Source organism: Gordonia terrae (genome assembly GCF_051789125.1).
Taxonomy (GTDB): domain Bacteria; phylum Actinomycetota; class Actinomycetes; order Mycobacteriales; family Mycobacteriaceae; genus Gordonia; species Gordonia terrae_A.
This window is the reverse complement of record NZ_CP196526.1, coordinates 3467422-3488278: the sequence shown is the minus strand read 5'-3', so window position 1 is coordinate 3488278 and position 20857 is coordinate 3467422. Positions and strand designations below refer to the sequence as shown.

Below are 20857 nucleotides of genomic sequence, written 5' to 3'. Positions count from 1 at the left end.
CCCGCCGACGCTGCGCCGCGACGGGAGACGGGTTCGGACAGGGGGAGTCGTGGCACGTCAGCTGACGACCAAGGCCCAGGTCAACGGTTACCGCTTCCTCATCAAGCGACTCGAGCACGCACTCGTCCGCCGCGACGTGCGCATGCTGCACGATCCGATGCGGTCGCAGCTGCAGGCGCTGGTCGTCGGAACGGTCCTCGGGTTGCTGGTCCTCGGCGGGTGCGGGATCTGGGGACTCATCCGGCCGCAGGGTTCGGTCGGCGACGCCTCGATCGTGGTCAGCAAGAACAGCGGCAGCACCTACGTGCTCATCGAGGACACGCTGCACCCGGTGTTGAACCTGGCCTCGGCGCGCCTGATCACCGGCAGTTCGGAGTCGCCGACGTCGGTCGGGGACAACAAGTTGAAGCCCTATCCGCGCGGCCCGCTGCTCGGTATCCCCGGCGCGCCGGCGTCGCTGCCGGGGTCCACCCATTCGGGTACCTCCACGTGGACGGTGTGTGATTCGTCGACGGTATCGGCGAACACGACCTCCGAGTCGATCGAGCAGACGGTCATCGCCGATGCTCCGCACCTCGACGACTCCGTGGGTCTCGCGCGTCCCGCGGACGCCGCTCTCGTCACCGACGGCGCGGAGACGTTCCTGGTCTATCAGCTGTTCCGCGACGACGCGTGGGGTCCGGTCCGCGCCTCGGTCGACACCAGCAGCGCACCGGTGCTCCGGGCGCTCGGGCTCGACGGCGTCGCCCCTCGCCGGATGACCGCGGGACTGCTCAACACGTTCCCCCTCGTCGACCCGCTCGAGGTCCCCACGATTCCCGGCGCAGGCCAACCCGGTGCCGTCGAGGGATCGACCGTGGGATCGGTGGTGAAATCGGTCGGGGTCGACGACACACCGACCTATCACCTTGTCCTGCGCGAGGGTGTGCAGGAGATCAGCGCCCCGACGGCAGAGATCCTGCGGCTCGCCGACTCCGACGGCGCCGCGCCGGTGACCACCGTCCCGCCCGGTCGGCTGGCGGCGCTGGAGAACGTTCGCACGGTACCGGTCGCGGATTTCCCCGAACTGTCGCCGTCGCTGCTCTCTGTCGGCGACGATCCGACACTGTGCCGGACCTGGACCCGCGGTGGCGGTGAGCCCCGCGCCCAGACCACCCTGCTCACCGGCCGCGGACTCCCGCTGGACGATGATGCGGTTCCGGTGCGGCTCACCTCGGCAGACGGTGCAGGTCCGGGACTCGACGCGGTGTACGTCCCGCCGGGATCGGGGGAGTACTTGCAGGTGACCGGCGACGAGCCGACGAGCTCGCGCACCGAATCACTGTTCTACGTCAACGATTCCGGCGTACGTTTCGGCGTCCCGGACTTCGAGACGGGCGGGGTGCTCGGGCTCGGGGACTCGCCCGCGCGCGCTCCGTGGTCGGTCGTGTCGCTGCTCGCGCCCGGTCCCACGCTGTCGCGTGACGCGGCGCTCGTCGCCCACGACGGACTCCAGACCACCGGCCTCGCACCGGCGGGCGAGTGATGCCGGCCGGTCCGCCGGTCAGGTGAGTGGACCCCCGACGATGTTGCCCACGATCCCGCGGATGACGTTCGTTCCGTCCTCGTGCCGGAGCTCCTCGTACCAGGCGGCGGTGGCCTCGGGGTCCTTGCCGTGGGTGACGTCGCTGCGCTTGCGGGCGCGGAGCACGAGGTCCGCGGCCCGCTCGGTACGCGACGACTCGTAGGCCGACAGAGCCGCGAGCGGATCGTCCGGATTGTCGCGGAACGCGAACTGCAGGGCGATCGCATCCTCCATCGCCGAGCACCCGCCCTGCCCGATGTCGGGGGTCGTGTTGTGCGCGGCGTCGCCGAGCAGGGCGATCCGACCCTTGACCCAGGTGTGGAACGGGTCGACGTCGAAGATCTCGACCCGGTTGGTGGTGTCGGGGTCCAGTGCCTCGATGAGGGTCTGCACTCCCGGCGCCCAGCCCGCGAATTCTTCGGCGAGCACGTCGCGGGCGGTCCCGCGTTCGAACGGAAGGCCCTCGGGCACGGTGACATCGAAGAAGAAGTAGAAACGGTTGTCGGCCACCGGCATCACCGACACCCGTCTCGAATCACCCACGTACGTCGTCCATTCGGTTGCCGATCCGATGCGCTCGTCGATCGGCACGAGTCCGTTGAAGTTGACGTAACCGGCGTAACGCCGCTCGACCGGCCGGCCGAGCACGTGGTCGCGGGCCAGTGACCGCGCTCCGTCGGCAGCGATCACGATGTCGCCGGAAGCGGTTGTGCCGTCCGCGAACTCGACGGTCGCGTGGTCGGGTCCGTCGTGCAGGGCGACCATTCTCTTACCGAAGTGGATGTCGTTGTGCCCGAAGGCGTTCATGAGCATGAGCTGCAGTTCGGCGCGCGCGATCGGGTAGGGGCGCCGGCCCACCTCGTCGATCAACGGGGCCATGCTGAAGCGGCACATCGTCTCGCCGGTGAAGGCGTCGACGTAGCTCATGGAGTCGATGATGCCGCCGAGCGCGGCCGTTTCGTTCTCCAGACCCAGGTGATCGAGGCACCTGACACCGTTGGACCACACCGAGATCGCCGCTCCGACCGGCTTGTTCTCGGTGACCTGTTCATACACCTCGACGTCGTGTCCGAGCTGCCGTAGCGCGATGCCCGCGGACGTCCCGCCCATCCCCGCGCCGATGATCACTGCTTTCACAGGAACCAAGGCTAGGTGCCCGCAGGCCCCGGCGCGCGGCGAGTGGCGGAGCACTCACCGTCGACGGTGGGCGACGCTCAGAAACGGTCGTGGCCGGCGACGAGCGCGGTCACCATCTCCTGCCACTGCTCGGTGATCGTCTCGAGGTCCAGGCCGACGTCGACCATGAGGTAACGGACCGAACTCGCCGAGAGCGGACCCTGTACTGCCAGCGACATGAAGTCGAGAGCGTCGTCGAAACCCAACTGGCGCAGCAGGATCTGTACGTGCTGTGTCGAGGTCCGGGCCACCGGGTGCGTCATGAAGTCCTCCGCGCCCGCTCCGGCCTCGAGCAGGATGTCGAGGTGATCGGCGGTGAGTTTGAGGCGAGCGCGACCGTATGCGCGCAAACGATCGAGCGGGGGCGCGCCCGGACCCAACGGCTCCGGACCGGACAGGTAGGCCTGCTGGATCTCGGATTCACTGTGGTCGAGGAGCGCGAGCATCAGACCGGTGCGGCTGCCGAAGCGGCGGAAGACCGTGCCCTTGCCCACGCCGGCCTCGCGGGCGACCGCCTCCATCGTCACCGCGGCGGCACCGTGGTGATCGATCAGGTTCTTGGCGGCAGCCAGCAACAGACGCCGATTACGCGCGGCGTCGGCACGTTCGGTCCCCGGTGAGTCGAGAGAGATGTGGAGCGGGGAGTGGTCGGGCCCATTCGGCACGTGATGAGCGTAACTCTTGACCCCGACCCGGAATCAATCGGACTCTGGTCCGGTTACCAAGTGCTGTAGCCACGGTCCGTCACGGACCCCGTGCCCCCATCGAGAGGAATCACATGTCGGAACGAGTCGTCGAACTGGTAGCCCTGGTCGGAAGTCTGCGTGCTGCATCGATCAACCGTCAGCTCGCACATGTCGCGGCGGACAACGCGCCCGCCGGCGTTCACATCACCGTGGTCGACAACCTCGGCTCGCTGCCGTTCTACAGCGAGGACATCGATGTCGAGGATCAGCTCCACGCGGGTGTCGAGGAACTGCGCAAGGTCGTCGGTGCGGCCGACGCGGTGCTGATCGCCACCCCGGAATACAACGGAACCATCCCGGCAGCTCTGAAGAACGCCATCGACTGGCTCTCGCGGCCCTATGGCGTCGGTGCGCTGTCCGGCAAGCCCGTCGCTGTCCTGAGCGCGGCACTGGGGCAGTACGGCGGCGCGTGGACGCGCGAGGACACCCGGAAGTCCGTGGGCGTGGCCGGCGGCCGCGCGGTGGAAGAGGCCGATCTGGGACTGCAGATCCCGGCGTTGCCCGAGGGGGGTCTCACCGACCCGGCCGTCGTGGAGCAGGTCGTCGCCTCGGTGACCCGCCTGGTCGACGAGGTCGCCGTCAGCGCCTGAGTCCGCACCGTTCTTCCGTCGCCGCCGCGTCCGGGCACTGCCCGGCGCGGCGGCGTCGTGTCCGGGGGTGTTCGGGGTAGGTGCCGCCCCGGGGTGTGGATGGTCGGTGGACATGTTGTGGACCGCCTCGGGACAACTTGTGAGCGACACGCCGAACACGCGCTGGACACGCCCGGATTTGTGATCGTGCACCCCTCCGACCTGCATGTCTTCCATCAATGTTATTCACAACCCCTTGTGGTGGACAGAAATGTCACCCACTAGGTGTAGTGTTTGGTTCACCAGTCAGGCAGACGACGAGATGCGGTTGGACCACTCGGAGAAAGCCCCGGAGCTGGTGATGCAGATCACTATCTTCACGCTGGGAAACCGCACGTCACCGGCGATTACTACGACCCGAGGAGCACCACCGAATGTCGATCACCGTCTACACCAAGCCGGCATGTGTCCAGTGCAACGCCACCTACAAGGCCCTCGACAAGCAGGGGCTGGCCTACGACATCGTCGACATCACCGAGGACCCCGAGGCGCGTGACTACGTCATGGCCCTCGGTTACCTCCAGGCGCCCGTCGTGGTCGCCGGTGACTCCCACTGGTCGGGCTTCCGTCCCGACCGCATCAAGGCGCTCGCCACCGCAGCAGCCTGAGCCGTCGGTGTCACCACGACGGTGATGCCGGCCGGCGACGCGGGTCGAGGTCCGACGGGGAAGCCGGATCCCGACCACCGCGTCGCGGAAGTCCATCGAGGAAATGGTCGCGCCGCTCACGGCGTTGAACATCACGACCCCCGCACCGCAGCGTCGGACGCGGGACGTCCACGAGACCGAGCAGCGTTGGAGGAGACATGGCGGCTGAATCGCCGTTGATCGTGTACTTCTCCTCTGTCTCGGAGAACACCCACCGGTTCGTCGAGAAGCTGGACATGCGCGCTATGCGCATCCCGGTCCTCGATCGGACCGGTGATTTTCGTGTCGACGAGCCGTACGTGCTCGTGTGCCCGACCTACGGCGGCGGCAAGGCGACGGGGCAACCCGGCGGTCACGTGCCCAAGCAGGTCATCCGCTTCCTCAACGACGAGCACAACCGCTCGCTGATCAGGGGGGTGATCGCGGCGGGCAACACGAACTTCGGTGAGGAGTTCTGCTACGCCGGCGACATCATCGCGCGAAAATGCCGCGTGCCCTACCTCTACCGATTCGAGCTGATGGGCACGCCCGACGACGTCGACCGCGTTCGCGCGGGGCTCGCCGATTTCGCCCTGAGTCCGGCGTTCGCGGCAGACATGTCGTTGCACGCCTCGCCTGCCTGACCTGCGCCCAGCGTCGGCCCGGCCCCTGTCACACCCCACCAATACTCTGGCCGCACCGGCCCTCGGTTTCAGCCACCACTACCTGCAGGAGTCATCTGTCGTGTCGCCCACCGCCGCCGTCTCGGACACCACTTCAGCCAGCAAGTCGGGCGTACACGCCGGTCCCTCGGGCCATGATCCGAGCGAGCTCGACTACCACGCGCTCAACGCGATGCTCAACCTGTACGACGCCGACGGCAAGATCCAGTTCGACAAGGATCGCGAAGCGGCCAATCAGTACTTCCTGCAGCACGTCAACCAGAACACCGTCTTCTTCCACGACCGCGACGAAAAGCTCGACTACCTCATCGAGGAGAACTACTACGAGCCCGAGGTCCTCGCGAAGTACGACCGTGCCTTCGTGAACGAACTGTTCGACTACGCCTACGGCAAGAAGTTCCGGTTCCCGACCTTCCTCGGGGCGTTCAAGTACTACACGAGCTACACGCTGAAGACCTTCGACGGCAAGCGGTACCTCGAGCGCTTCGAGGACCGCGTGTGCATGGTGGCGCTGACCCTGGCCGACGGCGACACCGCGCTCGCCCGCAACCTCGTCGACGAGATCATCTCGGGTCGGTTCCAGCCGGCGACGCCGACTTTCCTCAACTCCGGCAAGAAGCAGCGTGGTGAGCCGGTCTCGTGCTTCCTGCTCCGCATCGAGGACAACATGGAGTCGATCGGCCGGTCGATCAACTCGGCGTTGCAGCTGTCGAAGCGGGGCGGCGGAGTCGCGTTGCTGCTCAGCAACATCCGCGAGCACGGCGCGCCGATCAAGAAGATCGAGAACCAGAGTTCGGGTGTCATCCCGATCATGAAGCTGCTCGAGGACTCGTTCTCCTACGCCAACCAGCTCGGTGCGCGGCAGGGGGCGGGTGCGGTGTACCTGCATGCCCACCACCCCGACATCTACCGCTTCCTCGACACCAAGCGTGAGAACGCCGACGAGAAGATCCGCATCAAAACGCTGTCACTCGGCGTGGTCATCCCCGACATCACGTTCGAGCTGGCCAAGGCCAACGACGACATGTACCTGTTCAGTCCGTACGACGTCGAACGCGTCTACGGCGTCCCGTTCGCCGACGTCAACGTCACGGACAAGTACCACGAGATGGTCGAGGATCGTCGTATCCGCAAGACCAAGATCAAGGCGCGAGAGTTCTTCCAGACCCTTGCCGAGCTCCAGTTCGAGTCGGGCTACCCGTACATCATGTTCGAGGACACGGTGAACCGGGCCAACCCGATCGACGGCAAGATCACGCACTCCAACCTGTGCTCGGAGATCCTGCAGGTGTCGACGCCGTCGACCTTCAACGACGACCTGTCCTACGCCGAAGTGGGCAAGGACATCTCGTGCAACCTGGGTTCACTCAACATCGCCAAGACCATGGATTCGCCCGACATCGGTCAGACCATCGAGACCGCGATCCGGGGCCTCACTGCGGTGAGTGATCAGACCTCGATCACCTCCGTGCCCTCGATCGAGTTCGGCAACAACAACTCCCATGCCATCGGCCTCGGGCAGATGAACCTGCACGGTTATTTGGCGCGCGAGCGGGTCTTCTACGGCAGTGACGAGGGCATCGACTTCACGAACATCTACTTCTACACGGTGCTGTTCCACGCCCTGCGGGCGTCGAACAAGATCGCGCGGGAGCGCGGCACGGCGTTCACCGGCTTCGAGAAGTCGAAGTACGCCAGCGGTGAGTTCTTCGACAAGTACACCAACCAGGTGTGGGAGCCGGAGACCCAGAAGGTTCGGGACCTCTTCGGCCAGGCCGGAATCCACATCCCCACCCAGGACGACTGGCGCGAGCTGAAAGACGCCGTCCAGCGCGACGGCATCTACAACCAGAACCTCCAGGCGGTGCCGCCGACCGGTTCGATCAGCTACATCAACCACTCGACGAGCTCGATCCACCCGGTCGCGGCGAAGATCGAGATCCGCAAGGAAGGCAAGATCGGTCGCGTCTACTACCCGGCGCCGTACATGACCAACGACAACCTGGAGTACTACCAGGACGCGTACGAGATCGGGTACGAGAAGATCATCGACACCTACGCCGCGGCCACGCAGCACGTCGACCAGGGCCTCAGCCTCACGCTCTTCTTCAAGGACACCGCGACCACGCGCGACGTCAACAAGGCGCAGATCTACGCATGGCGCAAGGGGATCAAGACGCTGTATTACATCCGTCTGCGCCAGATCGCGCTCGAGGGGACCGAGGTGGAGGGCTGCGTCAGCTGCATGTTGTAGAGAAGCGTGAGGGGCCGAGTGCGCTAACGCTCGGCCCCTCTAGTCCCGGCACAGTGTGCGGAACGTCCTTGGCGGATTCGTCCACACTATATGAGTTGACACTCGCCCATCTAGCGAGGCTCCGGCCGGGGCGCAACTTCGACGGAGAAAATAATGTCGAAGAGGGTTAATCGGAGCGCTGGCTCAGGCAGGTTCGTCAGCAAGGCTGCGGCAGCTCGCTGGCCAACCAAAACGGTTACTGAAACCGTCGGCCCAGGGACATCGAATGGGAAGTCGATCCATCGGTCCGCTGCGACGGGTCAATTTGTCACCGGCGACGCCGCGAAGCGGAACCCCGGCGAGACAATAACTCAGCGCGTCTAGGGCGCGAGTGAAATATGGCGGAGGGTGTGCCCCTCCGCCATATTTCGTTGCCGTGCAACGGTTTCGAGCTCGAATTGAGGTCCGCAACACACTGTCGTTCCAGTCTTTGAAATCTGGGCCAAGCGATCTAGGCTCAGAGTAATTCCTAACGTATGCCGAACCTTTGGGCTTCGTAATTGTTTGAATGTCTGGCAAGGCTCGCAAAGGCTAGAGTTGGGATGCTTGACTATCGACCAAGGGACTCAGATGACCTCCACCGCAAGCCACAGCCCCGCCGACGGAGCGCCCATCAAGCTGGTCAGCCGCGTGTCGGCGATCAACTGGAACCGCGTCCCCGACGAGAAGGACGCCGAGGTGTGGGATCGCCTCACCGGCAACTTCTGGCTTCCCGAGAAGGTGCCGGTGTCCAACGACATCCCGTCGTGGGGCACGCTCACCGAGTACGAGAAGCAGCTCACCATGCGGGTCTTCACCGGTCTGACGCTCCTCGACACCATCCAGGGCACGGTGGGCGCGGTGTCGCTCATCCCGGATGCGACCACCCCGCACGAGGAGGCGGTGCTCACCAACATCGCGTTCATGGAGTCGGTGCACGCCAAGAGCTACAGCTCGATCTTCTCGACGCTGTGCTCGACGAAGGAGATCGACGAGGCGTTCCGCTGGTCGGAGGAGGACCCGCAGCTGCAGCGCAAGGCGCAGATCGTCATGGACTACTACCGTGGCGAGGACCCACTGAAGCGCAAGGTCGCGTCGACCCTGCTCGAGTCGTTCCTGTTCTACTCCGGCTTCTACCTGCCGATGTACTGGTCGAGCCGCGCCAAGCTCACCAACACCGCCGACCTGATCCGTCTCATCATTCGCGACGAGGCGGTCCACGGGTACTACATCGGTTACAAGTACCAGCGTGCGCTGGAGGTCGAGACCCCGGAGCGCCGCCAGGAACTGAAGGACTACACCTTCGAGTTGCTGTTCGAGCTGTACGACAACGAGAGCGACTACACCGAGACGCTCTACGACGAGGTCGGTCTCACCGAAGACGTCAAGAAGTTCCTGCGCTACAACGCCAACAAGGCCCTCATGAACCTCGGCTACGAGGCGATGTTCCCGCGCGACGAGACCGACGTGAACCCGGCCATCCTGTCGGCGCTGTCGCCCAACGCCGACGAGAACCACGACTTCTTCTCCGGGTCGGGCAGCTCCTATGTCATCGGCAAGGCCGTCAACACCGAGGACGAGGACTGGGACTTCTAGTCCCGCACCGGATTTCGTAGCGATAATGCGCTCATAGCGCGCATTATCGCTACGAATCGCCGGCGGTGAGGCGGTCGTAGAGGTCGCCGAGCTCGTCGACGGTCTCGGCGATGTCCGCGGGTGCCACACCCGTCGCCCGCAGCGCTGCACGCAACTCGGTTCCGTCCAGTGCGGTCAGCGGATTCATCCGCGGGGGCGACGGCAGCGGCGGCAGTGCCGACGCGGTGCCGTAGAAGTCGTCCGGGCGCAACGATTCCGATGACCCGGCATCGTTCGAGCTCGGAGACGCCGCTGGGCGCGAATCGATCTCGGCGAGCAGGGCACGGAGGTCGGTGCCCATCACGGTGAGCAGGGTGAGCGGCGACCGGTCGATCTCCGCGGCCACCTCGTAACACGTGACGAGGGCGTGGATACAGCGGGGCGCCTCGTCCGGACACGTGCAGTCGGTGCCGACGTCCGCCGACTCCGTCGGGACCAGCAGTTCGCCCAGCGTCGGGGGTTGTTCACCGCGCGTCAGCCGCATGAGTTCCTCGACCGCCCCGCGCTCACGCAGGAGTCCTGCGACCGTCGCGGTGTCGACGCTGCGGGTGGTCAGGATGACGTCGAACGGATCGAGTTGAGTGCCCTCGACCGACGCCGAGACCTGACCCGCCCCGATCCGTAGGCCGCGGACGTGCCGGTCGCGGAAATACCTGCGCGCCTTAGTGATGTGACGGCTGTCAGCGACCGATTCGCCGTCGGCGCCCCGGCCCTCGACCACGTCGACAAAGGCGCGCGACCACGGCGTCAGCCCGTAACCCCGAACCGCGATGGTCCCGCGCGAAGCGCGTTGTGTGCCCTTCTTGCGTACGGTCATTCGCTGACCGCCTCATCGCGTAGCCGGAACAGCTCGAACAACTCGTCGTCGGCCAGGTCGGAGACCCAGTTCTCGCCGGCGGCGACCGTGAGCCGCGACAGTTCCCGCTTCTTCGCGATCATGTCGTCGATCCGTTCCTCGATGGTGCCGACACACACGAAGCGGTGCACGGACACCTTCTGATCCTGACCGATTCGGTACGCGCGGTCGGTCGCCTGATCCTCCACTGCGGGATTCCACCAGCGATCGACGTGGATGACGTTGTTGGCCGCCGTCAGATTGAGGCCGGTACCGCCGGCTTTCAACGTCGCCAGCAAGACCGGCGGGCCACCGTCGGACTGGAAGTCGGCGACGAGTCGGTCGCGTTCGGTGCGGCCGAGACCCCCGTGGAGCAGCGGTATCTCGGTGCCGAACTGTTCGCCGAGCCATGACGACAGCATCTCGCCGAACGCGGCGAACTGGGTGAACACCAGTGCGCGATCCCCTTCGTCGGTGACGGTGGAGACGATGTCAGCCAGCAATTCGACCTTCCCGGAACGGTGTTCACCGTCGCGCACGAGGTCGGTGCCGTCGGCGAGGTAGTGCGCGGGGTGGTTGCACACCTGTTTGAGGCGGGTCAGGGCGGCGAGCACGTTGCGGCGACGCAGGGTGCGTTGCTGCTTGTCCCGCAACGCCACCATGAGCTCGTCGATGACCGCCCGATACAGGGCCGCCTGTTCGACGGTCAGATTGGCACGGACCGCGAAGTCCGCCTTCTCCGGAAGGTCTGCGGCGATGGCGGGATCGGTCTTCTCGCGTCGCAGGATGAACGGTCGGGTGATCGCGGAGAGTCGTCGGAGCGCGACCGGGTCACGGTCCCGCTCGATGGGCTCGGCGTACCTGGCCCGGAACACCGACGCCGACCCGAGTAGACCGGGGTTGACCAGGTCGATGACGGCGCGCAGGTCCTCGAGCCGGTTCTCCACCGGCGTGCCGGTGAGGGCCAACCGGCGACCGGCCGGGATGGACCGGACGGCCTTGGCGGCGATGGTGTTCACATTCTTCAGATGCTGCGCCTCGTCGACGACGATCCGGTGCCAGGGCCTTGCCGACAGCAGTTCGTGGTCGCGGCCGACGATCGCGAATGTGGTGACGAGCACGTCGACGGAATCGCGGATCGCCTCGAACGCCGCGCCGGAAGCACGTGCGGGTCCGTGGTGGATGGCGACCCGCAGGGTCGGTGCGAACCGGGCGAACTCCCGCGCCCAGTTGCCCACCAACGACATCGGGCAGACGACGAGGGTGGGTGCGTGGAGCGCATCGTCGTCGGCTGTGGCCGGTTCGCGTTCGTGGCATTCGAGGGCGATGACCTGCAGGGTTTTCCCGAGTCCCATGTCGTCGGCCAGTACGCCTCCGACGCCGAGGTCGGACAGATGGGCGAGCCAGTCCAGGCCCCGCTGCTGATAGGGCCGGAGGGTCGCGACCAATTGCTCGGGGGGAGAGACTGTCTCGGGCCGGAGGGCGCCGGTCTCGGCGACGTCGTCGAGCCAGGAGAGTCCTTCGACGCGGGTGACGGGAGCGGGTAGCTGGTCGGAGCCGCCGGTGACCAGGTTGAACAGTTCGCCGAAGTCGCTGGGGGGTTCGGTGGCAGCCAGCGCGCGCTGGGCCGTGACGAAGGTCGCGGCGCGGGTGAGCGCGGCACCTTCGGCGCGTACCCACACGCCGCGGACCCGGACCAGATCGCCCTTCTGGCCGGACAATTCGTCGAGGTCGGCGTCGGTGAGGGTGATCGCGTCCGGCGAGTCGCCGAGCGCGAGACGCCACTCGAACTCGCGGATCTCGCGTAGTCCGACCATCGCGGCCGGAGCGCCGCCGCCGGGTGGGGCGAGGGCGCGCAGGGTGAGGCTGGGCCGGACCTCGGCGATCGTGCGGGGGAGTAGGACAGGGATACCGGCGGCGCCGAGTGCCGCGGCGCCGGTGGCGAACAGCGACTCGGCCACGTCGGTGGGGAGGAGGAAGTCCAAAGAGGTGCGATCCGGATCGGCGCGGGCGAGGTCGGGGAACTCGCGGACCGCGGTGGCCAGTTCGGTGGTCAGCTCATCGAGTTCGTGGGCGTCGAGCCGATGCGGCGCGACGGGTTCGACCTGACCGTCGATGCTCTGGCGGCAGACCTGTAGACGCCACCGGGACGATTCGGCGACCTCATGCCGGGTCGGCGTCGCGAACGTGTCGTCGTCCCATGCGTCATCCCACTGGCTCTCGACCGGGTCGTCGTACTCCGGCTCGTGCAGGCGCAGGATGAGCGAACGATCATCGCGGGGCGCTCCCGCCCCCCACCGCGACCAACTTCCCGTCGCGGCGGCCAGACGTTCGGGAGAGCTGGGCGGGCGCGAGTCGGCGTCGGGCAACAGAGCGCGGACGATGGGCGACGCCGGGCTCGGATCCCCGAGCCGCGCAGCCGAACGAGCGATCGTCGACCGGCACTCGTGGTCGACGGCCTCGCCGAGGAAGTCGTCCAGCGCGGCAACCGATCCGTTGTCCAGCAACGCATCCGGGGAGCCGCCCACCACGACGGCGTGCCAGCTGCGCCACGTCGGGGTCGGGATGACGGACCACCGCATCAGCCACTCGCCCGCGACCTGCACCACCGTCGGCACCACCGCGCCGGCGCCGATGAACGCGCGCGCACCGTCGAGGAGATAGCGGTACCACCGCACGTCCCCCGCGACCGGAACCGATCGTGACGCGTCGAGAAGCGTGACCGCCGACGTCACGCCCAGCGTCGCAGCCCGCACGAACCGTCGGCGCCCGTCGGCGTCGACGACGGGGATCTCGCTGCGGAACCGACGGCCGGAGAGAACGTCGCGCAGTGGTTGTGGGAGGTCGGACACCTCGCCGTCGACCCAGACCGCCATCCCGATCCCCGGCCGCCACAAGGCGTGCAGGGGTGCGGTGGTGCGAATCGTGGGGGCCGTGTCCGGTGAGGTCTGCCCGCTGCGTGGCGCTGGTATAGGCATCGAGAATCGCAGGCCAGTCTAGCGGCGGCGTCCGACACGAGTCGGTGTCCGAGATCGGCCTGCACTGCGCCCCACGGGTTTGTGCGCGCAGCGGCCGGGGTATCGCCGAAGGTCGCAGACCAGGGCACGATGCTCTGGCGGAACGATCAGCGCGAACGAGCGAGGAGGCAGTGATGGCACAGTCCGCCGAGAACACGTCAGCCGAGGACAAGACAGCCGACAAGGCCGCAACGGAAGAAGTACAGACCGACCCGCCCGGACCCAAGGATCACGGGCGCGACGGAGGCATGGCCACCCGGGAGAACGCCCCCGAGGCGGTGCAGCGGTCCGGCGACTCGACGGACGACTGAGCAGCCGGGTCAGGCGACCTCGCGTAGGAGTCCGGTCGCCACGTCGAAAACGAACCCGCGCAGTGAGGTGGTCTTGGTGACGAACGGGCTGTTGGCGATACGGGTGATCGACTGACGGACGTCCTCGTCGAGATCGCCGAACGCCTCGGCCGACCAAGCCGGCTTCTGTCCGATCTCATCCTGGATCTGCCGCTTGAAGTCGTCGTCGGTGAACGTCAACATGCCGCAGTCGGTGTGGTGGATGAGGATGATCTCGGTGGTGCCGAGCAGTCGTTGGCTGATGGCCAGCGACCGTATCTCGTCGTCGGTCACCACGCCTCCGGCATTGCGGATGACATGGGCCTCGCCCGCGTTCAGCCCCAGGATGCGGTAGACGTCGAGGCGGGCGTCCATACAGGCCACCACCGCCACATGCTTGGCCGGCGGGAGGGGTAGTGGTCCGGTGAAGGTCTTGGCGTATTCGGCGTTGTTGGCGAGGTATTCGTCGGTGACACTCATGCGCTGATCCTGATGGGTTCCCACCGCCCCGGCGAGGGTTTGGACGGCGGTGATCCGAATGGTCGGATCAGCAAGCCGCAGATGTCGCACTTCGTGGCGCTCATCGTCACGAAGCACGACATGTGCGGACGTGCGGTCACGCAGGGATCAGGAATTCCCGTCGAGCGAACCCTTGACGTCGTTGAGGACCAGCCAGGCGGCGGCGAGACCCGAGGTCTGGTACCAGACCTCGTCGTCGACGGCGAGGACGCGTTTCCAGACGGGCGCCCCGAGGCTGAGCCATTCGTCGCTCAACAGAACGTCTTCGCCGTGGGCCTTGCCCTTCTCGCCCTCGAAACTGACATAGATGAGGTCGGCGTCGGCGTCGCGGAAGTTCTCGTCGGTGACGGCGAACGAGTCGGGAACGCGCTGGGGGCCGGGGCGCTGGACGCCGATGTCGCCGAGGACCTGGCCGGCGAAGGTGTTCATCCCGGCGATGGTCTCCGAATCGTCCCCGAACCGAACCAGCGAGACCTGCGTGTGCGACGCGTCCATCCGCCTGCCGGTCTTACGGGCCTCGGTCGTGTACTCGGCGAGACGACTCGCGCCCGCCTCGCTGCGCCCGAGGGCGTCGGCGACGGCCTGGAACTGTTCCTTCCAGTCCTCGGCATCGCCATCGGGGCCGACGGGGACGGTCACCGACCGCACGCCATCGAAGGCGCGCGCAGAGTCGGCGGTGTCGGGGGTTGTCAGAACGAGGTCCGCGTCGGCTGCGGCGACGGCCGCGGAGTCGGGCGACGACCCGATCGCGGGCACCGATGCGAGCTGTGGTCCGAGATATGCGGGCACCGAGCCCGGCTCGGCGGTCACCGCCGTCACCTTGGCGCCGATCCCGAGCGCACACACGGCGTCGAGCAGCGCGGGATCGGTCACGACGACCCGGGCCACGTCCTGCACTCCCGGGTCGGGTGCCGTCGGCGCGAGACAGGTCTTCGCGTAGTCGCGGTCCGCGGAGACGATGTTGACCTCGGCGATGCGCGTGACGCTCGTCGAGATGGGTGAGCCGTCGGGCGTCGTCAGCGGTTCCTCGCCCGAGCAGGCGGCTGCGGCGACGACGGCCAGCCCGATCGCCGTGGACAAACCGAGACGGCGCAGAAAGGAGACGCCGGAACCGCTGGAGCGCGAGTCGACACCTCTGGCCACCACGTTCACGACCCCCGTCACCCTGCGCTGCACCCGCCCAACCTAGCACCGGCCCGTCGGCGCCCGGCGTAGGCTCGGACCCGTGCGCAGGGGCCCTTCGACACAGGGTCCCCGAGGTACGTTCGCAGAGCCGGGCGAGTCGTCGAGAAACAGGCGGTGAGCACTGTCGATATGACGAATCCGGAATCGAATACGACAGATCGTAGGACCCGGTCGGCCCGGGCGTCGGTGAGGGTTTAGGATCAGTAACCAGCGCTCGGTTTGTTCATGTGCCGACCGACAGCCGAAGGGGTTCGGCGTCGAGTTCGGGCAAGAGGAGGATCTGTGACCGCGGTAGACCAACCCACCACGCAAGTGGCTCCAGTGCGTCCGTTCCCGGAGCGCTATCAGCCCAAGGGTTCGTTCATCTACAAGCTGCTCACCACGACCGATCACAAGTTGATCGGCATGATGTACATCACTGCATGCTTTGCGTTCTTCCTCATCGGTGGCCTCATGGCCCTCCTGATGCGCGGTGAGCTCGCGATGCCGGGCATGCAGTTCTTGTCCACCGAGCAGTTCAACCAGCTCTTCACGATGCACGGCACCGTGATGCTGCTGATGTACGCGACCCCGATCGTGATCGGCTTCGCCAACTTCGTGTTGCCGCTGCAGATCGGCTCGCCCGACGTCGCCTTCCCGCGACTCAACGCTCTCGGCTTCTGGCTGTTCGTCTTCGGTTCGACGATCGCGATCGCCGGCTTCATCACCCCCGGCGGTGCCGCCGATTTCGGCTGGACCGCCTACACGCCGCTCACCGACGCCGTGCACAGCCCGGGCATCGGCGCCGACCTCTGGATCATGGGCCTGGCCGTCTCCGGCCTCGGCACCATCCTCGGTGGCGTCAACATGGTCACCACGGTCATCTGTCTCCGTGCGCCCGGCATGACGATGTTCCGCATGCCGATCTTCACCTGGAACATCCTGGTGACCAGCGTCCTGATCCTGCTGATCTTCCCGCTGCTGACCGCGGCGCTCATGGGTCTCGAGGTCGACCGCCAGTTCGGCGCCCACATCTACGACCCCGCCAACGGCGGCGTCATCCTGTGGCAGCACCTCTTCTGGTTCTTCGGTCACCCCGAGGTGTACGTCATCGCCCTGCCGTTCTTCGGCATCGTGTCCGAGGTCTTCCCGGTCTTCTCGCGTAAGCCGATCTTCGGTTACTCGGGCCTGATCTACGCGACCCTCGCCATCGCCGCTCTCTCCGCCGCGGTCTGGGCGCACCACATGTACGTCACCGGCGCCGTGCTGCTGCCGTTCTTCTCCTTCATGACGTTCCTGATCGCGGTCCCCACCGGCGTGAAGTTCTTCAACTGGATCGGAACGATGTGGCGAGGTCACATCACGTTCGAGACGCCGATGCTGTTCTCGGTCGGCTTCATCGTGACGTTCCTCTTCGGTGGTCTGACCGGCGTCCTGCTCGCGAGCCCGCCGCTGGACTTCCACCTGTCCGACAGCTACTTCGTGGTCGCGCACTTCCACTACGTGCTCTTCGGCACCATCGTGTTCGCCACCTACGCGGGTATCTACTTCTGGTTCCCGAAGATGACCGGACGCATGCTCGACGAGGGGCTCGGCAAGATCCACTTCTGGCTGACGTTCATCGGCTTCCACATGACGTTCCTGGTGCAGCACTGGCTGGGCAACGAGGGCATGCCGCGCCGCTACGCCGACTACCTCCCGTCGGACGGCTTCACGACGCTGAACATGATCTCCACCGCGGGTGCGTTCATCCTGGGTCTGTCGACCCTGCCGTTCCTGTGGAACGTCTTCCGCAGCTACCGCTACGGCGAGGTCGTGACCGTCGACGATCCGTGGGGCTTCGGCAACTCGCTCGAGTGGGCGACGTCGTGCCCGCCGCCGCGCCACAACTTCACCGAGCTGCCCCGCATCCGGTCGGAGCGTCCGGCGTTCGAGTTGCACTACCCGCACATGATCGATCGGATGCGCGCCGAGGCGCACGTCGGCCCGGGTCACGATGCGGGGAAGGACCGGCAGATGGAAGAGGCTCGACGCGAGCCCTTCACCGTGGGTACGCACGAGGGATCTCCGGATCCCGACCCGCGCTGACCCGGTGGCCACAGAAACGACAGCAAGTCCCGGTACGACCGTTCTCGTCACCGTCACCGGTCCTGACCGGCCAGGCGTCACCTCAGTTCTCATGGGGGCCCTGGCCGGTCAGGCCGTTGCACTGCTCGACGTCGAACAGGTGGTCATCCGCGGACAGCTGACCCTCGGGGTGCTGGTGTCCGCCGACGGTGATCCCGAGACCTTGCAAGAGGTCGTCGAGCAGGCGATGGCGTCCATCGGCTTCGAGGTGCGGGTGGAGATCGGTGTCGATCCCGGCAGCCGGTCCCCGTCCTCACACGCCGTGGTGCTCCTCGGCAGCCCGGTCACGGCCACCGCTTTCAGCGCGGTGGCCGCGAAGCTCGCCAGCCAGGGCGGCAACATCGACTCCATCCGCGGGATCGCCGACTACCCCCTGACCGGCCTCGAGCTGATGGTGAGCGTTGCCGGGAGGGGTGGCGTCGCCGCCGACGCCGCACTCCGCAAGGGTCTCGCGCAGGTCGCGGCGAAGCATTCGGTGGACATCGCGGTCGAGCGCGGCGGACTGGCCCGACGCGCCAAGCGCCTCATCGTCTTCGATGTCGACTCGACGCTCATCCAGGGCGAGGTCATCGAGATGCTCGCCGCGCACGCCGGTCGCGAGGCCGAGGTCGCCGCCGTCACCGAGGCGGCCATGCGCGGCGAACTCGACTTCGCGCAGTCGCTCCACGAACGTGTGAAGGCCCTGGCCGGGCTCGATGCGAGCGTCCTCGACGAGGTCGCCCAGTCGCTGCAACTGACGCCCGGGGCTCGGACCACGATCCGCACACTGCATCGACTGGGATTCCACTGCGGTCTCGTGTCGGGCGGTTTCCGCCAGGTCATCGACGGCCTGGCCCATGAGCTCGAACTCGACTTCGTGCGTGCCAACACCCTCGAGATCGTCGACGGCAAACTCACCGGCCGGGTCATCGGCGAGATCGTCGACCGGATGGGCAAGGCCGACGCCCTGAGGTCCTTCGCCGACCAGGTCGGGGTTCCGATGGAGCAGACCATCGCCGTCGGCGACGGCGCGAACGACATCGACATGCTCAGCGTCGCGGGTCTCGGTATCGCGTTCAACGCCAAGCCCGCGTTGCGCGAGGTCGCCGACGCCACGCTCAATCACCCGTTCCTGGACGGTGTCCTGTTCATCCTCGGTGTCTCGCGCGACGAGATCGAGGCCGCGGATGCCGCCGACGGTGTGTACCGCCGGGTCCCACTGGGCTGAGGGCTGACGCCCCGTATGGATGTCGAGGCGATCGCGGCCGACCACCGACGGCTCGTCGGATATGGCGGCGGGGGTGACGATCCCGCGGACCCCGCCGATGTGCTGGCGATGGCAATGGTGTTGCGCATCGAGAAGAACGACCCACCCGACCGCACCGACCTGCTGACCGCTGCCGCTCGTGCGGTCGCGCTTCTGTGCCTCGACGAACGCAGCGCCGGTGACGGCCCCTGGGCCGAAGCGATGGACGACTGGTGCAACGCCCGTATCCGTAAGATCGCCCGACGCGCGAGGGGTGCGCAATGGAGTGCGGCACAAGAGGTCTGGGGTGTGACGACGACCGAGGGCCACGCGTCGGCGAGGGCCTTCGTGCCCGGGCGTGTGGGCGACCTGGACCGGCGGATCGCACGTCTGCAGATCGGCGGGACCGAGGTGGAGGGCAGGATGCCCACGTCCTCACCGGGTCGGGGTGTGGTCCTCTGGACCAATCCGGGACTCGAGATGACGGTCGGGAAACTGGCCGCGCAGGTCGGTCATGCCGCCATGCTCGCGCCCAAACTCCTCACCACCGACGAGGCGATCCGGTGGCGTCTGGAGGAGTGTCCCCTGGCCGTGCGAGAGTCGTCGCCCGAACGATGGCGCGAGCTCCTCGTCGCGGACTCCGCCGGCACCGCGGTCGCCGTGCGCGATGCGGGATACACCGAGATCGCGCCGGGGTCGGTGACGGTCATCGCCGAGGTCATTCGCGAACAGGAGTCCACATGAGCGCCGCTGAACATCCGGACTGGGTGAAAGCGCTTGACCTGCAACCGCATCCGGAGGGTGGCTGGTTCCGGGAGACGTGGCGCAGCGACGTCGTCGTGCCGCGGGACTCGCTGCCCGGCGACTACACCGACGTCCGTGCGGCCGGTACCGCCATCTACTTCGTCCTGCTGCCGGGCGAGACATCGGCATGGCACACGGTCCGGGGTGCCGAACTGTGGCTGCATCATCGCGGCGCCCCGGTACACCTCGACCTCGGGGGTGATGCCGACCGGCCGGGCGACGTGACGCCGGTCGTCGTCGGACCCGACATCGAAGCGGGACAGCAACCGCAAGCCCTGGTGCCCCCGAGGGTGTGGCAACGCGCCCGGGCCGTCGGTGACGAGCCGTCACTCGTCAGCTGCATCGTCGTCCCCGGCTTCGATTTCGAGGACTTCCGGCTCGACTGAAAGCCAGCGTTACCGAGCGGCCGCGACCGGCGAGTTTGCCGGGGCCAGATGTCCGAACGTGTTCAGCCAGACCTCGCGGTCGGGTGCCATCGACGCGACGATCAGCTCATCGGCGTCGGCGTGACCGGCGAACCAGGTGAGGTAGTCGCGGACCTCGGCGGGGGTGCCGACGCCCGAATAGGTGGTCATCTCGTCGATCTGGCGACCCTGCGGCATCGACAAGATGGCATCGGCCTCCTCGTCGGTGAACGTGCGGCCGCGTCCGAAGAGCAGGGACACCCGCTGACGCTTCGCGATCTGCAGTTGTTCCCGGGCGCGGTCTGCGTCGTCGTCGGCGATCGCACCGACACCCGCGATCACGTACGGCTCGGCCAGCGCGTCCGACGGCCGGAACTCGCGGCGGTACAACGCCACCGCCTCGGTCAGCGCCTGCGGAGCGAAGTGGGAGGCGAAGGCGTAGGGCAGGCCGAGGGCGGCGGCCAGCTGCGCGCCGAACAACGACGACCCGAGGATGTAGAGCGGGACGTGCGTCCCGGCGCCCGGGGTGGCGCGGACGCCCTCGATGCGGGATTCGTCGCCGAGGAAGGCCTGCAGTTCCAGGACGTCATGGGGGAACCGCTCGGCCGAGGCATGGGTGCGGCGCAGCGCGGCGAAGGTCTGCTGATCGCTGCCGGGCGCGCGTCCGAGGCCCAGGTCGATGCGGCCGGGATGGAGCTCGGCGAGAGTGCCGAACTGTTCGGCGATGGTGAGCGGGGAGTGGTTGGGCAGCATCACGCCGCCTGCTCCCAGCCGGATAGTCGAGGTGTGCGCGGCGATGTGCGCGATGAGCACCGCGGGCGCCGAGGAGGCGATGGCGGACATGTTGTGGTGCTCGGCATACCAGATCCGGCGGTAGCCCCACTTCTCCGCATGCTGCGCGAGATCGACACTGGCGGAGAGGCTTTGCGCAGCCGTCTCATCGCGACCGATCTGCGCGAGGTCGAGGATCGACAAGGGGAGGTTTGAAGGCGTCACGACCGTGATCAACCGTCTGCGCGCCCGTTCCTATTCCCGTTCGGCTCCGGTTTTCCGATCACCTCGATGACGCCGAGAGTCGACACGTCCGAACACGGGGTCGTGG

At 66.9% G+C, this 20857-nt stretch carries 18 protein-coding genes; 11 read left to right on the top strand and 7 right to left on the bottom strand.

Annotation, left to right across the window (positions count from 1 at the left end):
- Positions 1-49 precede the first annotated feature (49 nt).
- Entirely contained in the window at positions 50-1525 is a 1476-nt protein-coding gene (gene eccB, locus ACSUZC_RS15840; RefSeq protein ID WP_439029466.1) for a type VII secretion protein EccB, read from the top strand.
- An 18-nt stretch (positions 1526-1543) separates the two neighbouring features.
- Here eccB and hpxO read toward each other — a convergent pair whose 3' ends face one another.
- Positions 1544-2701: an FAD-dependent urate hydroxylase HpxO gene (gene hpxO, locus ACSUZC_RS15835; protein ID WP_439029465.1), complete on the bottom strand. Its 1158-nt coding sequence runs from the start codon at positions 2699-2701 to the stop codon at positions 1544-1546.
- 77 nt (positions 2702-2778) lie between these two features.
- Positions 2779-3405: a TetR/AcrR family transcriptional regulator gene (locus tag ACSUZC_RS15830; protein ID WP_439029464.1), complete on the bottom strand. Its 627-nt coding sequence runs from the start codon at positions 3403-3405 to the stop codon at positions 2779-2781.
- A 113-nt stretch (positions 3406-3518) separates the two neighbouring features.
- Here ACSUZC_RS15830 and ACSUZC_RS15825 point away from each other — a divergent pair, with 113 nt between their 5' ends.
- The 5 genes from ACSUZC_RS15825 to nrdF all read left to right on the top strand — a co-directional run bounded on the left by ACSUZC_RS15825 (position 3519) and on the right by nrdF (position 9292).
- Positions 3519-4076: an NAD(P)H-dependent oxidoreductase gene (locus ACSUZC_RS15825; protein WP_439029463.1), complete on the top strand. Its 558-nt coding sequence runs from the start codon at positions 3519-3521 to the stop codon at positions 4074-4076.
- 413 nt (positions 4077-4489) lie between these two features.
- On the top strand, positions 4490-4723 hold the full coding sequence (locus ACSUZC_RS15820) for a redoxin NrdH (protein WP_439029462.1): 234 nt from the start codon (positions 4490-4492) through the stop codon (positions 4721-4723).
- Positions 4724-4920: 197 nt separating this feature from the next.
- Positions 4921-5385, top strand: a complete 465-nt coding sequence (gene nrdI / locus ACSUZC_RS15815) for a class Ib ribonucleoside-diphosphate reductase assembly flavoprotein NrdI (RefSeq protein WP_439029461.1) — start codon at positions 4921-4923, stop codon at positions 5383-5385.
- A 100-nt stretch (positions 5386-5485) separates the two neighbouring features.
- The gene (gene nrdE, locus ACSUZC_RS15810; protein WP_439029460.1) at positions 5486-7678 is read left to right on the top strand and encodes a class 1b ribonucleoside-diphosphate reductase subunit alpha; all 2193 of its coding nucleotides are present in this window, start codon (positions 5486-5488) and stop codon (positions 7676-7678) included.
- Between the two features lie 609 nt (positions 7679-8287).
- Positions 8288-9292 (top strand): class 1b ribonucleoside-diphosphate reductase subunit beta, encoded by a 1005-nt coding sequence (gene nrdF, locus ACSUZC_RS15805; RefSeq protein WP_439029459.1) that lies wholly within the window; start codon positions 8288-8290, stop codon positions 9290-9292.
- Positions 9293-9341: 49 nt separating this feature from the next.
- On the opposite strand, the gene ACSUZC_RS15800 is transcribed toward nrdF, so the two are convergent.
- Together ACSUZC_RS15800 and ACSUZC_RS15795 are read right to left on the bottom strand one after the other, a co-directional pair.
- Positions 9342-10148 carry an SWIM zinc finger family protein gene (locus ACSUZC_RS15800; RefSeq protein WP_439029458.1) on the bottom strand — a complete coding sequence of 269 codons (807 nt, stop codon included), beginning with the start codon at positions 10146-10148 and terminating at the stop codon, positions 9342-9344.
- Positions 10145-13042: a DEAD/DEAH box helicase gene (locus tag ACSUZC_RS15795; protein ID WP_439029457.1), complete on the bottom strand. Its 2898-nt coding sequence runs from the start codon at positions 13040-13042 to the stop codon at positions 10145-10147. The genes ACSUZC_RS15800 and ACSUZC_RS15795 overlap by 4 nt, the downstream gene beginning before the upstream one ends.
- A gap of 275 nt (positions 13043-13317) precedes the next feature.
- On the opposite strand from ACSUZC_RS15795, the gene ACSUZC_RS15790 reads away from it, so the two are divergent.
- On the top strand, positions 13318-13494 hold the full coding sequence (locus ACSUZC_RS15790) for a hypothetical protein (RefSeq protein ID WP_439029456.1): 177 nt from the start codon (positions 13318-13320) through the stop codon (positions 13492-13494).
- 9 nt (positions 13495-13503) lie between these two features.
- On the opposite strand, the gene ACSUZC_RS15785 is transcribed toward ACSUZC_RS15790, so the two are convergent.
- Both ACSUZC_RS15785 and ACSUZC_RS15780 read right to left on the bottom strand, forming a co-directional pair.
- Entirely contained in the window at positions 13504-13992 is a 489-nt protein-coding gene (locus ACSUZC_RS15785) for a beta-class carbonic anhydrase (RefSeq protein WP_439029455.1), read from the bottom strand.
- Positions 13993-14139: 147 nt separating this feature from the next.
- Complete coding sequence (locus ACSUZC_RS15780; RefSeq protein WP_439029454.1) at positions 14140-15207, bottom strand: ABC transporter substrate-binding protein; 1068 nt, start codon at positions 15205-15207, stop codon at positions 14140-14142.
- 291 nt (positions 15208-15498) lie between these two features.
- Between ACSUZC_RS15780 and ctaD the strand changes: the two genes are divergently transcribed.
- Genes ctaD through ACSUZC_RS15760 form a run of 4 tightly spaced genes read left to right on the top strand, consistent with a single transcriptional unit; the run spans position 15499 to position 19737 of the window.
- Complete coding sequence (gene ctaD / locus ACSUZC_RS15775; protein WP_439029453.1) at positions 15499-17283, top strand: aa3-type cytochrome oxidase subunit I; 1785 nt, start codon at positions 15499-15501, stop codon at positions 17281-17283.
- A gap of 4 nt (positions 17284-17287) precedes the next feature.
- Positions 17288-18529 carry a phosphoserine phosphatase SerB gene (serB, locus tag ACSUZC_RS15770; RefSeq protein WP_439029452.1) on the top strand — a complete coding sequence of 414 codons (1242 nt, stop codon included), beginning with the start codon at positions 17288-17290 and terminating at the stop codon, positions 18527-18529.
- A gap of 15 nt (positions 18530-18544) precedes the next feature.
- Positions 18545-19291 carry a peptidyl-tRNA hydrolase gene (locus ACSUZC_RS15765; RefSeq protein ID WP_439029451.1) on the top strand — a complete coding sequence of 249 codons (747 nt, stop codon included), beginning with the start codon at positions 18545-18547 and terminating at the stop codon, positions 19289-19291.
- A complete protein-coding gene (locus ACSUZC_RS15760; protein ID WP_439029450.1) occupies positions 19288-19737 on the top strand; it encodes a cupin domain-containing protein in 450 nt (149 codons plus the stop codon). Before ACSUZC_RS15765 ends, ACSUZC_RS15760 begins: the two co-directional genes overlap by 4 nt.
- A 9-nt stretch (positions 19738-19746) precedes the next feature.
- Here the strand turns inward: ACSUZC_RS15760 and ACSUZC_RS15755 are convergent, their stop codons facing one another.
- Complete coding sequence (locus ACSUZC_RS15755) at positions 19747-20751, bottom strand: LLM class flavin-dependent oxidoreductase (RefSeq protein ID WP_439029449.1); 1005 nt, start codon at positions 20749-20751, stop codon at positions 19747-19749.
- Between the last annotated feature and the right edge of the window lie 106 nt (positions 20752-20857).

Excerpts from the sequence above, each read along its gene's own strand:
- ACSUZC_RS15825 (WP_439029463.1), top strand. The coding sequence starts at position 3,519 with ATGTCGGAACGAGTCGTCGAACTGGTAGCCCTGGTCGGAAGTCTGCGT.
- ACSUZC_RS15800 (WP_439029458.1), bottom strand. The coding sequence starts at position 10,148 with ATGACCGTACGCAAGAAGGGCACACAACGCGCTTCGCGCGGGACCATC.
- ACSUZC_RS15790 (WP_439029456.1), top strand. The coding sequence starts at position 13,318 with ATGGCACAGTCCGCCGAGAACACGTCAGCCGAGGACAAGACAGCCGAC.
- nrdI (WP_439029461.1), top strand. The coding sequence starts at position 4,921 with ATGGCGGCTGAATCGCCGTTGATCGTGTACTTCTCCTCTGTCTCGGAG.
- ACSUZC_RS15785 (WP_439029455.1), bottom strand. The coding sequence starts at position 13,992 with ATGAGTGTCACCGACGAATACCTCGCCAACAACGCCGAATACGCCAAG.
- nrdF (WP_439029459.1), top strand. The coding sequence starts at position 8,288 with ATGACCTCCACCGCAAGCCACAGCCCCGCCGACGGAGCGCCCATCAAG.
- ACSUZC_RS15760 (WP_439029450.1), top strand. The coding sequence starts at position 19,288 with ATGAGCGCCGCTGAACATCCGGACTGGGTGAAAGCGCTTGACCTGCAA.
- ACSUZC_RS15765 (WP_439029451.1), top strand. The coding sequence starts at position 18,545 with ATGGATGTCGAGGCGATCGCGGCCGACCACCGACGGCTCGTCGGATAT.
- ACSUZC_RS15820 (WP_439029462.1), top strand. The coding sequence starts at position 4,490 with ATGTCGATCACCGTCTACACCAAGCCGGCATGTGTCCAGTGCAACGCC.
- ACSUZC_RS15795 (WP_439029457.1), bottom strand. The coding sequence starts at position 13,042 with ATGGCGGTCTGGGTCGACGGCGAGGTGTCCGACCTCCCACAACCACTG.